The following is a 12,629-nucleotide window of genomic DNA, read 5'->3' as shown; positions in this document are numbered from 1 at the left end:
GTGGGGTAAGCGGGGAGGAGGGGAGGGGCAGAGAAGAAGGGAAAGGGGTGGGGGAGGGGGGGGGGGGGGGGAGGAAAAAACAAAAAACCTCTCCCCCCCCCACCACCCTGGCTGACCACAAGTGACCAGCGCGATGGGTGGAGCGTCAGCCGTGAACACGGAAGCGCTGTATGCAGAGCGGTCGTTGATGCTCGGGTTTGCCGTGTGTGGGAGCGGCCGCCTTGGCCGACATATTGGGCGCTGTCGAGGACGGCACCGAAGGCGACAGGGGTCGCCTTTTGACGGCACACGGAGGTGCGCTTCAACTCGATCGAGGTCCGCCGAGACAGCGTGATCTGGGTGTGGCGCGCTAAGCCGCGTTCAGAGGGTCTCGGCGTCACCAGACCGGATTGACGACATCCGGTTCCGTGACGACGAGACACCGCCGCGACGAGTGCGCCGACTGCCCGCGGCGCTGCGGCGATAGGTGGTGGTGCAGCGTCCCGACCTTCAACTCAAGCGCTGCACCACCACCGCTACACATGGCTGGCCGCACACCGTTCGCATCTCGCGAGCAACCCCGACCGCGAAGAGATTCCCGCCGCAGCGCAGGGATCAAGTTCGAGGCCCGATCAGCACGTTCGTGCGATCTCGAGCGCCGAATGCCACCGAGCCGGTCGCTCGAACTGCAACAAAGATTGAGGTTGTCGCATTGAGAAGCAACATCCGACAGATCCTCGCCCGCGTCGGCGTGGCGCTGGTACTCGTCCTCGGGAATGCCCCGCTGGTGGCAACTGTCTGGCGGACCGATGACCGCACCGCCGTCGTCGCGCCGTCCATCATCGAACACCGCGTCACAACCGAGTTCTACGGGCGCAAGGCGAGTCTGCAGAATCCGGCTGGGGACGGTTCGTTGCATCATTTCCGCTACGCGTTGCTGATTCACCGCCAGTGGCTGGTCCCCGAGTACGGCGCGAAGACCAATGTCGTGATCGAGCTCGAACGGACCGTGCCACAGCAGCCGAGGGTGCCGTCGGCTGCCCAGCCCCTGAGCGGATCGCGATGACTTTCGTTGTGAGGCCGGCACTCCCGCGTGGTGCGGCAGAGCAGTTCTACCTCAGCGCCCATGACCACAGGGGAATCCCTCAGCTGACCGGCCGCGCCCTTGAGTTCGGAGCTGCCACCGCGCTGCTCGGCGAACTCGTCATCCAGGAATATCTCGCCTTCTCCGACGAGCAGACCCTGCTGCGTCGGCGGGCAGCACAGGTGCTGCGGTCACCGGTCGCGCCGAACCGGCCCACGGTCGTCTACAGGTTGCTGCAGCAGATCGCCGGCTCTCCCAAGCACACACCGGGTGACTGGATCACACACTTCGCGCCAAAAGCTCCACTGTGGATCGCACGACGGATGCTCGCGGCCAACGTGGTCAGCGCAGCGACGCCGCCCTGGGTCAAGTTTTGGGACACGACCACCCGCTACATGCCTCGCGATCCCAACGCGCCGTACAAGCTCGGCGATCACCTCGTGCTTGCGCTGCAGAACCGCAGTCGCCTGACGCTGCAAGACCTGTTTCTGGCAGGGCTGCTCCGGGCGACCGCGCTGCACCACACCCGCATAGCCGATCTTCCCCATGCCGACGAGCTGATCGCCACGAAAGTCCGGGCCCTCGACAGGCCCGCGCATCTGCAGAACGCCCGCCGCGACCGCTCGCTACGGGTGCTGCTCTCGCACACCGAACACCTGATCAACACCGCAGTGCTCGCCCAAACCCTCTGACCTGCCCTGCACAGCGACCATCCGGAGGACCACGCTCGCCATGCCTACCACCAGATCCACCGCCAGTCCCGGACCGGCCACAGCAGGGGAGACCGTCAACACTCCCTACATCGTGATGACCATCATGTCGATGGCCACTCCGATGACGGTGTTCACCGGCATCATTCCCCTCGGCTTCGCCGCGACCGGCCTGCTCGGCATGCCCGCCGCGTTCGTCCTGTCCGGCGCGTTCATGAGCCTGTTCTACGCCGCCTACACCCGGATGGCGCCGCTGATCGGCAACCCCGGATCGTTCGCCGGTTACATCGCGCACGGCCTGGGCCGCGTCGCCGGTGTCGGCGGCGCGCTGGTGGCGCTGGTCGCCTACGGCGTCTTGCTGTGGGGGCTGTTCGGGTTCGTAGGCACCGCAGCCGGGCCGCTGGCGCAGAATCGGCTCGGGATCGACCTGCCCTGGTGGGTCTACGCGGTGCTCGCCTGGGCTCTGGTGGCCTGGCTCGGGCACCGGCGTGTGCGCGACGCCGCGCGCGTGGTCGCCGGGCTTCTCGTCCTCGAGCTCACCGCGATCGTCGCGTTCAGCGTGACCAACCTGGTGCACCCCGCCGCCGGGATCATCACCTACGAGGCGCTGGTGCCCAGCGCCTTGATCACGCCGGGCATGGGCTCGCTGGTCGCCCTGTCGGTGATCGGCTTCATCGGCATCGAGGGCGTGGTGGTGTTCGCCAAGGTGTGCGCCGACCCCAGCCGCACTGTTCCTCGCGCCGCGCAGATCACGATCGTGGCCACCACCGTGCTCTACGCGGCCGGATCGTGGGCGCTCACCGTCGCGGCCGGCTCCGGCGGCATCGTCGAGGCCGCCCGGCAGCACGGCACCGAGCTCGTGTTCCAGCTCGCACTGCCGTACCTGGGCGAGGACGCCGTCGACGTCATGAAGCTCTTACTGCTCACCAGCGTCCTGGCCGCCATGATCGGTTTCCACAACGCCGGTGCCCGCTACCTGCTCTCGCTGGGCAAGGAACACACGACGCCGCTCTGGCTGGGCACCACCTCACCCAGGACCGGGGCTCCAGTGGCGGGCTCACGGGTGCAAAGCGCCGTCACCCTGCTGGTGATCCTCGTCTACGGCATCGCCGGCATCGACCCGGTCACGTACTTGTTCTACTGGGCCGGTGCCGCCGGCGCGCTCGGTGTGCTGATGCTGATGACTGCGACAGCGTGGTCCACGGTGCTGTACTTCGTGCGCACCCCGCGCAACACCCCGATCCTGTGGTGGATCGTCGCAATCACGGGCGCACTCGGGGTGAGCTGGATGCTGGCCGCGGTGGCATCGAACTTCTCCTTCGTGCTCGGTGAACAGCCCGGTTCTCCCGCCGCCCGCATCATCCCGGTGATCCTGTGCTCCGCGGGCGCGATCGGTGTGGCGTGGGGTTTGTGGCTTCGATCTACCCGCCCGGATGACTACCTGGCCATTGGCCTCGGAGGTACTCACGAGTCGGCCGGCGCGACCGGCATCCACGGGCGGTGACCCTCGTGCACGACGTCGACAGCAAGATCCACCACCTCGGGGCCGGCGAACCGAACCAGCTGCTGCGGGTGGCCAACACGATCGCGGACCGGTTCCAGCACCTCGACACCACAGCTTGGCTTGTCAGCAGCTCCACGCGGCGCGCCAGGATCATGCAGGGCAACGTCTCGATGTGGGCCAAGCACGCTCTCGACTACGGCGAGGTCCACCTCGCCACCCACAGCGTGCTCGGTACCGGTCCGCAGGCGGCGTTGGTGTCGCACGCCGCAGCGATCTGGCTGCACTATGACCGTGCCGACGGATCGCCTCCACCGCTGCCCGTTCGCTACCGCGAGCGACTCGCCGCCGACTGCGGCCGGTACGCACACGCTTTCGCCCAGCTCGACGAAATGCTCGACAAGCACCATCCGGCAGACCGCGGCCCGCACCACTATCTCGCGTTCCTGGCCGCCGCCCGCTCCGGCCACGGACACGGCAGCGCCCTGCTGAGCCACCACCTGTCCTTCCTAGACGCCCGCGAGCTCGGCGCCTACCTCGTCGCCGCTGACGCACGTTCCCGCGACCTGTACGCGCGGTTCGGTTTCGAGGTGCTCCACCCAGCGCTCGAGCTGCCCCACGCGGACGGCCGCGGCCCAGCACACGTGATGTACCCGATGTGGCGCGACCCCCAGCCACCGCAGCCGCAGCCCGACCACGACGAGCCGGACCGCTCGCACAGGGCGTGAGTACGGCGCACTGCGCCGTCGCGCCATCCATCGCAACTCCTGCCGCTCCCGGCTTCTGGATTACGACGAAAAGGACCATCTCGTGACGAACCTCCGTGCTGTCGCCGGCCTCACCACGGCCGCGACGCTGGCCGCAGCAGTGCTGACCACGACAATCGCGGTGTCCGCGACCACCAACCCGGGCAATCTTGGGCCCGTGGAGTATTCGCCGCCACACACGCGCCCCACGGTGACCCCACTCGTGCACCGCGCACGAATGGCACTCGACCAGTCAGGCGCGGCGTGTTCCGCCGCCGGTTGCGCACCGTCAACGTCGTCTCCCGAGCCGACCCCGGACGCGGCACATCGCTGAGCCACCACGGGCTCGGCGCACTTCCCCCGGCTTCATTGCTCGTGTGACATCGGGCAGGAGCCGGCCATCACCGCTGCGGCGCCGTGGGGGCTCGCAGCGGTGGGGTGGTGGCGCAGACCTCCCCATTCTGCGTCACCACCCACTACACGCGAGATCGCCGGCTCGGGCAACGGGCCCCGCGTCTGCGGCGACCGAATCCTGGCGGGTGTGAAGCCAGCACCGGCTGGCATGGATTGCGATTCGGTGGTCGAGCGCGTTGCGACGACGGCCGGTATCGACCCTGACCACTGGTTGCTGGGGACGCCGGGGGACTGGGCCGCAAGTCTCGGCAGGGCAGCGAGAAACCGTGGATGCGGTCACGGCGTGCACGACTCGCTCACAAGCTCCGGATGACCGTGTGGGAGTCCGGGTTGTTTACAGCTCAACCGATCGGAGGAACGTTCCGTTTTGAGAACCAATATTCAGCGTGGTCTCGGCGCGGTGCTGGCAGCGCTCGCACTCGTGGTCACCATGGCCACAGGCGCTGCTGGCCAGGTCGCCCTGACCGAGCCGACGGGTGAAGTCGGTACGCAGGTCGTTGGCGGTGGGCAGGCGAAAAAGCTCATCGATGGACTCGCGGCCGTCGAGTACGACGCGCCGGACTACTTCCGCGACGATCACCTGACCTGCACTGCGACGATGCTCGAGGACGAGCAGCGGCCGGGTTGGTCGCAGTGGGGCCTGCTGGCCGCGCACTGTGTCACGAACCTGCCCACGGGCATCTCGCAGGCGAGAGCCTGGATGTTCGGCGAGAGGCTCAACGGCTCGCCGGTGTGGGTCCCGGTGGAGAAGAAGGCGTACCAGGTGCGGGCGGGCTCGCTCGACCGCACGCAGGTGCCACCGGTGCAGATCGACCAGGTCGTGGTCTACCCCGGCTGGGAGTGGATCCCGGGCGGGGAGGCACCAGTCGAGGCAAAAGAGGCCGGCGACGCCGCGCTGTTCCGGCTGGCCACCCCGGTCAAGGTTCGGGGGGCCATCGTGGCCACCACCGAGCCGAAGCCGGGTGCGAAGGTCTCGCTCGTCGGATTCGGGCGCACCAGCAACGGTTCGGCGGCCACGCCCACGACCGCGTACACGCTGCGCACCACGGTCCTGCAGAAGCAGGCCTGTGCCAGCGCGGACGTCTCCGTCAATGACGTGTGCACCGACAACCCTCGCCGGGGCAACGGGCCCGGTGCCGGCGCCGGTGCGTGCAGCGGAGACTCCGGCGGCCCGGTCATCAAGGAGCAGCCAGGCCGCGACGAGGTCACGGGAGTCATCAGCCGTGGTGCCAACGTGGACTGCGGTGAAAGCCCCGACGTGAGCACCAGCGTCGCCTCGATCGCACCGTGGATCAAGTCGGTGCTCAACGACGAGATCGCCTACGGCCTTCCGCTCACCGCAGCGCAGGGCGGTCCGATTCCGCACCCGAGCATCAAGTTCAGTACCACCGCACCGATGCAGCGGTCGGACCGGCCGCGCGTCGGCTAGTTCCACCCGGCGCGCGGTAGCTCATGCCTTGCGCCCTTGACCCACCCTGACTGCAGGGTGGTCCGGTTGGGCGCGCGCCGCCACTCCCTCGGTGCGCGCCCAACCATCTACCAGAGCTCAGTTCCCCGCATGCCCCGCCAAGCACCCGAAGTACGTGAGGAGCGCCGACCGGGATGGCCATCCAGATTCCAGGAAAAGGGAAAAGGGTAATCTGTCCTGCCCGCACCAAGCTCGGCAAAGAGCTGGGGGAGAAGTACGAGAAGGGGGCCAGCGTCCGTGCTCTGGCCGAGGAGATCGGCCGCTCGTACGGCTTCGTGTACGGCCTCTTGACCGAGGCCGGTGTGAGTCTGCGCTCGCGAGGCGGCGACCGTCAGGCGGTAGCAGCGCGCTACTCGAAGCGGCGACGAGGACCACAATGATCAGCTCCTCCCGAATCCCGCGCATCGGCCCACAACCCATGCCACGACCATCGCGCAGAACCATCCACATGGAGTGATGTCCGCGCTTGTTTGCCTGGCGCGGCACCGCGGTCAGACCCAGCCGAAGTCGTTTGCCTCGCATATGGGTACGAAGTGGCCCGCTACTGGAAGTCGGGCCACCGGACCGATGGTCCAGTTACTCGGATTTCCGGCCTTGGTGCCCGGCGGCTGGGCTGTCTTCGGGCATCAAGCCTAGGGCAGGCCGTCCGCGCAGCGTGGCTGAGCGGTGCGCTGCCCGCACGGGTGCACGCACGGCGCCGAAACGCCGCGGATTCGACCACGCGCGTGCCCGTGCCTGCGAACTCGGCTTCACCTTCATTTCCCGGAGCAGAGCGCCCATCCGCCACCGGACACGCACTCGCTCATCACAGGAGAAACAGACGACATGAACATCAGGCTCTCCACCGTCCATGGCCGTGAGTTCGGCGCTGGAGTAGAAGCCGCGATCGTACGATCCGACCTCCGCCAAGCGGACATCGCGCGCATCCTGAACTGGCACGACTCAAAAGTCTCGAACCTCGTAAACGGCAAAGGCGGCGCCACCCAGCAGGAGATCGCCCAGCTACTGGGGGTATGCCGGACCAAGCCCGCTATAGTCACGCACCTGCTGGCGCTCTTCGCCATGCGGGAACAGAGCGGCTGGTGGCAGCAACACGGCATTTGCCAGCCCGTCGAACTTCGGACGACGACCACTAACCTCCGGTCGGCCGCGACTCTGGTCAGCTGGAACCCCCATGTGGTGCCGGACCTGCTGCAAACAACCGACTACCTACGGGCAGTGCTACAGGCGTCCGCAACCCTGCCGGCCGACGAACTCGAGCAACGAGTGGAAGCGCGCCGAAAATTGCAAGGAGCAATGCTGCGCGTCAAGACGCGTACGTTTTTCATCCACGAACTGGCACTCCGTCTGCCCGTCGGGGGTGCCGCGGTACACACGGAGCAACTGCGGCATCTTGCCACAGAAATAAACCCGCCGAACATGACCATCAGGATCGTTCCCGCAGCGCAGGGCGCGCACGCCGGCATGGCGGGGGCCTTCACCCGGCTGACCGGCGTCAGGCAAGCGCCGGTGGTGCTGGTCCAGACAGAGAACTCCAGCCTGTTCGCCGAAGCGAAGGACGCGGTCACCGGATACGAAATGGTCATTACCGCCCTTGAGAAGACCAGCCTGACCTGTGAGGAGTCGAAAAAGCTCATCGCTGGGTTGTGTCGGGAAGCGCGGTTGTGATCGCCCTGCAGGCACGATCCGCGGTCAGGGGTGTTTTTCCTGCTTGCATTCCGCATCGCCACACGGCGAGCAGCCGAAGGCGACATCCGCCATGCGAGACAGGTCACGGAAGAGCGAGATAAGAAATCTGAGATGCCGACGTACTATGCCGAGATTCTCGGTCGTGAATTGCGTTCCATGCGTGAGCGAACTGGATACCTTCAGAGTCAAGCATCATTGGCTGCGGGCATGTCGACGCCCACGGTGAGTCGCTACGAGAACGCGCTTGAACTGCCTTGTCTGACTCGTGTCGTCCAGCTGGCCGGCATCTACAGAGATAACCCGCAGGCGCTTCTTGTGCGGGCGGCACGGCTGGCACCGTGTTTTAGTCGTGCCGAGCTGGGCATGCCGAAGGGGCGGACGGTACTGTCTGCCGGAATCACTCACTACCTTGCGGGAGTGCGAGGGCGTCTTCCTCGAGGATGGGACCGCCACTATCCCGACAATCAGACCTCCTTGACGAGAAACTCTTCTCGCGCGCTTCCGCAAGGAAAATCCTATTCGGCGGTCCTTGCCAACGAGCTGCTCAAGATTCGATCCGAAAAGAACGTCGATCAATACTACGTAAGTCGGGAGCTGGGTGTCACCCAGAGTGTCGTATCTCACTGGGAGCGCGGAGATGTAATTCCGACCCTGCCGCTGCTCGTACGACTGGTCAACAAGGTCTATGGGCTGTGTGCTCAAGAGCTCTTGATCGAAGTTTGCAGAAGTACGGTCTGGGATCCTGACGTGGCGCCACTCAAGATCCCTCAGGGGCTGCAGATTCTCGGCGCTGTTCCGGAAAAGCAGCCGGTTCTGGCGGCGCTGGTGGCTTATGACCTTGGTACCCGCATACCGTCGGCGGCCCGGCATACGCGCAAATCCCAAGGCGCCGCTCGCGGAAGTTCGCATGAGGGCACGTGATAGGGCCCGTGCTTCCCTCGTTCGCTGTCCTTCGCATCTGTCATGGAGTTTCCCGTGCTTGCGCAGTCGCTGCAGTCGCTGATCGCCGTCGCTGCGGCATTGAGCGGATCTCTGATCACCGCCTGGATGCAACGGCGCGCATCCGCAGAACAGCGGACGGCCGAGCGGCGACGCGACCTGGATAAACACTTCATGGAGACCGTGGCCACAGTGGCGGAGGTCATCGACGCTCACCGGTCGGCGATGTGGACACTGGAGGAAGCTCGCCACGGAACGGGCGGGCACGCTGACGAAGACCTCGTCACGCGCAGCCGGTCGACCCGCATCGCGATCTCGGCACCGCTGATGACCTTGCAAATCATCGACCCCGTCCTGGGCGATGCCGCCCAGGCAGCAGCCGACGCCACGTACCGGATGTACCAAAGTCTGGATGTCGAAGCCCTCAAGGCCTGCCGTTCAGATGCACTCGACGCCGCGAGGGCATTCACTCTGGCTGCGAGGACGTGCCTCCATGCCACACGACTCAGACCTGCCCTGCCCGGCGAGGGGGTGGCGTACTCGAAGTCGTTTCTCGGCAGGTTCTTCCGCCGCCGGTGCCACCATGATCATGTGAGTTGAGGCGATGGAGACGATCGAGCCTGCCACGGGGATCGACCCGAACGGGTCTGGCGATCATGGCCAGTTCCATGCATGTCGACGCGTCCTCGACGAACTCGGGCGGTCACCTTCGCGAGTGCGGTGGGAAGGCCAAGATCAACGGACCGAAACAGTACGCCGCGCGGGGACCGTCAGTCCAAAGTCGCCAAGATCGAAGTCGGCAGGTTGTGGTCCGTTCAGACCGCGGACTGCTGGGGAGCTCGTGATCCTGTTAAGCGGCTACCTGGTCGATCGAACGGAAGTGTCCACGCTCAGCTGAAGCTCATCGGCCTCAGCGTCAGAGCCCCGGACGAGCGGCGCAATGTCTACCGCTTCGCCGCAGTAAAGCAGTCTCTGAAAGGCCTCATGAGGTTCCGCACCGATGTAGACAAGGCCATGGCCACTTATGAGACCAATGACGATGACACAGAACCGGGGGCGTCACCGGCACTCGTGGCTCCACCTATTCCGCATGACGGACCAGGAATGCGACTCGTGAGCCTTCGGATCTTCCTGACCTGCGTCGCCGCCGTGGCACTGACCACCATCACCGCGTGCACCGGAGTGACCCCGGGAAGTCCGGGGCCGGCACCGGGTACCGGCGGCTCCGCCTCGAACGAGAACGCTCGCAGCACGACCAGCCCGGCGACCCCGACCGACGCGAAGGAACCGCTCGAGAGCACCGATCCGTGCAGCCTGCTCACCAGGAGCGAGGCGGAGCAGGTGATGGGGCCTCTGGACGCGGAGCCGGCTCAGGAGAAGGTCGGCAGCGCACGGGTGTGCGACTTCGCGCCGAACCAGGCGAGTCTCGGGGTCGGCATCCGCACGAACGTGGGCTTGGCCGGTATCCAGCCGAACGGGGGCGAGGTCAAAGACGTCACCGTGAAACGCCATCAGGCGAAACAACTGCTCGGTGCGACCGGCAGCTGCGGCGTCTACATCGGGGTCACGTCCTCGTCTCGAGTGGACGTCGTCCTGAACGCGGGCGCGTCGACCGACCCGTGTCCGTTGGCCTTGAAGATCGCTGAGCTCGTCGAGCCGAGGTTGTCGTAGCGAGCTGTTGCCGGAGAGGGGTTCGAAGGGATGGACGAGGGAACACCAAGATGACCGTCCAATGCGCACTGGCGCCAGCCCGCCAAGGCACAGGCGCTCCTAGTGTGCTCTGCAAGGCCGGTGCACCGGCTGCTCGACGCGGGAGTCGAGTTGGCCTACGTCAACTCAACTTTGCGAGCTGCGTGAACCACCCCACTCGATCGGGACAAGAGTTGCTGGCGCGAACTGCCGATTCCTCTTGATGAAGGGATAGGTCCGAGAAGGGGGAGCACACGTGAACGTCCAGCTTGATGAGATGGCACTCGAGTACCTGCGCCTGGACACACAGCTGAAAGAAACACAGGAAGCGCGGCCCTCGACTCGGCCAACCCAGAGCCTCAAGGAAGCTCACTCCCTCGCATGGGTGCGCTTTGCGGCAGTTCTCGGGACCGAGCACGCCGAAACTTACTTGCGCCGACACGGCGAGCGGCTCAACGCGCAGCTGGATTCCGAGGGGTGAACACGACCGTGTCCTTCACACGGCCGTGACGCATATGGCACCGACGAGTAAAGCCAACTCGATAGCCGGAGGCCAAATCATCCCGCTGATATCACTGCCCCGGGCCACCCCGTCAGCGTCCCTGCAGCGGCCGGCGCGGTGACTCTGTCGGTCTAACCCGCCGTGGCCCGTGCGGAGTTGACGCGCCCCACCCGGTACCACGACCATAGCTGAGCATTTTGCTCCAACTTCGAGCAAGGAGACACGGTGCGCGCCGAATTTCTTGGCAAAGATCCCGAGTCCACCGAGGGTGCCTCCCCTACGCTGTTCGCAACCGACAGGACGGACCGCGTCACCTACATCGCCCAGGGATGGAAGGTGACCGACCCGCAGGTTCTGGCTGACGTCGGCCCGGTACCGGACCACGAGACCTTGATCGAGATCCCTGAGGAAGTGCTCAAGATGTACGTCCGCCGCTACGCCCAGGAGAAGGGAACGGACAGCTGACGTTCATCGAGCCCGGTCCGGAGTTCGCGAAGCTCTTCACGACCTTCGAGCACACGGCCTACCGCCTGGAAATGCGCGACCAGTACAACATCCCTCGTGAGGCAGAGCCGCTGGCCAAATTCCTGGCCGGCGAGCCGGACATCTCGTATCACGAGAGCTGGGCGAACATGGTCCGCCAGGCGACCGCCGAGGGGCGCCGGTTCTCCCGTGTGCGGGTGGTGAGCTTCCCGCTCGCGGACTACACCCGTTTCGCCATGTGGGTAGCGGGGCACACGCGCGAGGCGGGCGACGACATCCGCTACCTCACGCGTGAGCAGGCGGCCGGTCTGCCCAACTACGACTACTGGCTGTTCGACTCCCGCAAGTTGCTCAAGATGCGCTTCTCCGAGGCCGACGAGTTCCTGGGCGGAGAGTTCGTCGACGACCCCGCTGAGATCGTTCAGCACACCTACTGGCGTGACGCCGCTCAGCACCACGCCACCGAGCGAGACGAGTTCCTGTCCAAGCATGAGCAGCGCGACGACCGGCGTTGATGAGGCGCGCAAGGCACTTGGCAAACGACTCCGTGGGCTTCGGGTAGCCGCCGTGCTATCCGGCAAAGAGCTCGCGGAGTCGTTGTCATGGGCGGGTTCCAAGATCTCGAAGATCGAGAACGGTCATCAGAACCCATCGGATAGCGATATCTTGGCTTGGACCCAGGCCACGGGCGCGGAGCATGAAGCGGCCAGCCTGCTCGCTGCGCTCCACAACCTTGAGCAACAACATGCCGAGTGGCAACGGGTTCTCAAGGCCGGCCTGAAGACCCACCAACTGACACTGTCGCAGTTGGACGAACGAACCAAGCTGTACCGCGGGTTCGAGAACACCGTCATCCCTGGACTGGCGCAGACATCCGAGTACGCGCGGGCCCGCTTCGCTCAAGTGGTCATGGTGCACAAGGTGCCCAACGACATCGACGAAGCCGTGAAGGTCCGTATGCGACGTCAGGAGATGCTGTACCGGCCAGACAAGCGCTTCCACTTCGTCATCGCCGAGGCCGCGCTTCGCTACCGGCTTGTAAGCCCGGACGTCATGATCGGCCAGCTTGATCGCCTGATGGCAATGACCTCAATGCGCAACGTCAAGCTTGGGGTTATCGGCTTCGGGACGAAGTACGTCACCGACCCTCGCCATGGCTTCTGGATCTATGACGATCACCTTGTGCAGGTAGAGGTCTACTCGGCGGAGATCAACCTTCGGCAACCGCAGGAGATCGAACTCTACGCCAACATCTTCGAGCATCATGCCAGCGTCGCCAGCTATGGCGCTGAGGCGCGGTCCATCATCGGCCGCGTCGTAAGGGAGCTGGCCGATGAAACCGAAGAAGATCTTGGCACCTAATTTCGATGGTCGAGCATGCTGAAGATATTTCGAGAAAAACTGAGAAATTTTCTTTTCATGAAG

General features: G+C 65.3%; 15 protein-coding genes. 14 read left to right on the top strand and 1 reads right to left on the bottom strand.

The features are described 5' to 3' along the window. Positions 1 to 691: 691 nt before the first annotated feature. Genes ACFWV3_RS19280 through ACFWV3_RS19265 form a run of 4 tightly spaced genes read left to right on the top strand, consistent with a single transcriptional unit; the run spans position 692 to position 4,002 of the window. A complete protein-coding gene (locus ACFWV3_RS19280; RefSeq protein WP_382412737.1) occupies positions 692 to 1,045 on the top strand; it encodes a hypothetical protein in 354 nt (117 codons plus the stop codon). Further along, positions 1,042 to 1,755: a GPP34 family phosphoprotein gene (locus ACFWV3_RS19275; RefSeq protein WP_382412736.1), complete on the top strand. Its 714-nt coding sequence runs from the start codon at positions 1,042 to 1,044 to the stop codon at positions 1,753 to 1,755. Before ACFWV3_RS19280 ends, ACFWV3_RS19275 begins: the two co-directional genes overlap by 4 nt. Before the next feature lie 40 nt (positions 1,756 to 1,795). After that, a complete protein-coding gene (locus tag ACFWV3_RS19270) occupies positions 1,796 to 3,277 on the top strand; it encodes an APC family permease (RefSeq protein WP_382412735.1) in 1,482 nt (493 codons plus the stop codon). Next, a complete protein-coding gene (locus tag ACFWV3_RS19265; protein WP_382412734.1) occupies positions 3,274 to 4,002 on the top strand; it encodes a hypothetical protein in 729 nt (242 codons plus the stop codon). The genes ACFWV3_RS19270 and ACFWV3_RS19265 overlap by 4 nt, the downstream gene beginning before the upstream one ends. A 766-nt stretch (positions 4,003 to 4,768) precedes the next feature. Here the strand turns inward: ACFWV3_RS19265 and ACFWV3_RS19260 are convergent. Beyond that, positions 4,769 to 5,014 carry a hypothetical protein gene (locus tag ACFWV3_RS19260; protein ID WP_382412733.1) on the bottom strand — a complete coding sequence of 82 codons (246 nt, stop codon included), beginning with the start codon at positions 5,012 to 5,014 and terminating at the stop codon, positions 4,769 to 4,771. Positions 5,015 to 5,032: 18 nt separating this feature from the next. Between ACFWV3_RS19260 and ACFWV3_RS19255 the strand changes: the two genes are divergently transcribed. The 10 genes from ACFWV3_RS19255 (at position 5,033) to ACFWV3_RS19210 (ending at position 12,566) form a co-directional block, all read left to right on the top strand. Then, positions 5,033 to 5,863, top strand: coding sequence for a trypsin-like serine protease (locus tag ACFWV3_RS19255; RefSeq protein WP_382412732.1), 831 nt, complete (start codon positions 5,033 to 5,035; stop codon positions 5,861 to 5,863). Positions 5,864 to 6,036: 173 nt separating this feature from the next. Then, on the top strand, positions 6,037 to 6,282 hold the full coding sequence (locus ACFWV3_RS19250) for a helix-turn-helix domain-containing protein (RefSeq protein WP_382412731.1): 246 nt from the start codon (positions 6,037 to 6,039) through the stop codon (positions 6,280 to 6,282). Between the two features lie 445 nt (positions 6,283 to 6,727). Then, positions 6,728 to 7,570 (top strand): DUF5753 domain-containing protein, encoded by an 843-nt coding sequence (locus tag ACFWV3_RS19245; RefSeq protein WP_382412730.1) that lies wholly within the window; start codon positions 6,728 to 6,730, stop codon positions 7,568 to 7,570. Between the two features lie 30 nt (positions 7,571 to 7,600). After that, on the top strand, positions 7,601 to 8,512 hold the full coding sequence (locus tag ACFWV3_RS19240) for a helix-turn-helix domain-containing protein (protein WP_382412729.1): 912 nt from the start codon (positions 7,601 to 7,603) through the stop codon (positions 8,510 to 8,512). A gap of 42 nt (positions 8,513 to 8,554) precedes the next feature. After that, positions 8,555 to 9,130 carry a hypothetical protein gene (locus ACFWV3_RS19235; RefSeq protein ID WP_382412728.1) on the top strand — a complete coding sequence of 192 codons (576 nt, stop codon included), beginning with the start codon at positions 8,555 to 8,557 and terminating at the stop codon, positions 9,128 to 9,130. Positions 9,131 to 9,643: 513 nt separating this feature from the next. Further along, positions 9,644 to 10,201, top strand: coding sequence for a DUF3558 domain-containing protein (locus tag ACFWV3_RS19230; protein ID WP_382412727.1), 558 nt, complete (start codon positions 9,644 to 9,646; stop codon positions 10,199 to 10,201). Between the two features lie 274 nt (positions 10,202 to 10,475). After that, the gene (locus tag ACFWV3_RS19225; protein WP_382412726.1) at positions 10,476 to 10,700 is read left to right on the top strand and encodes a hypothetical protein; all 225 of its coding nucleotides are present in this window, start codon (positions 10,476 to 10,478) and stop codon (positions 10,698 to 10,700) included. Positions 10,701 to 10,946: 246 nt separating this feature from the next. After that, positions 10,947 to 11,186 (top strand): hypothetical protein, encoded by a 240-nt coding sequence (locus ACFWV3_RS19220; RefSeq protein WP_382412725.1) that lies wholly within the window; start codon positions 10,947 to 10,949, stop codon positions 11,184 to 11,186. Then, a complete protein-coding gene (locus tag ACFWV3_RS19215; RefSeq protein WP_382412842.1) occupies positions 11,183 to 11,719 on the top strand; it encodes a DUF6879 family protein in 537 nt (178 codons plus the stop codon). The genes ACFWV3_RS19220 and ACFWV3_RS19215 overlap by 4 nt, the downstream gene beginning before the upstream one ends. Beyond that, complete coding sequence (locus ACFWV3_RS19210) at positions 11,694 to 12,566, top strand: helix-turn-helix domain-containing protein (protein WP_382412724.1); 873 nt, start codon at positions 11,694 to 11,696, stop codon at positions 12,564 to 12,566. Before ACFWV3_RS19215 ends, ACFWV3_RS19210 begins: the two co-directional genes overlap by 26 nt. Positions 12,567 to 12,629 lie beyond the last annotated feature (63 nt).

The sequence above is a fragment of the Lentzea sp. NPDC059081 genome (genome assembly GCF_042738015.1).
GTDB lineage: Bacteria > Actinomycetota > Actinomycetes > Mycobacteriales > Pseudonocardiaceae > Lentzea.
The sequence above is the reverse complement of the archived record's forward strand: the minus strand, read 5'-3'. Positions and strand labels throughout refer to the sequence as shown.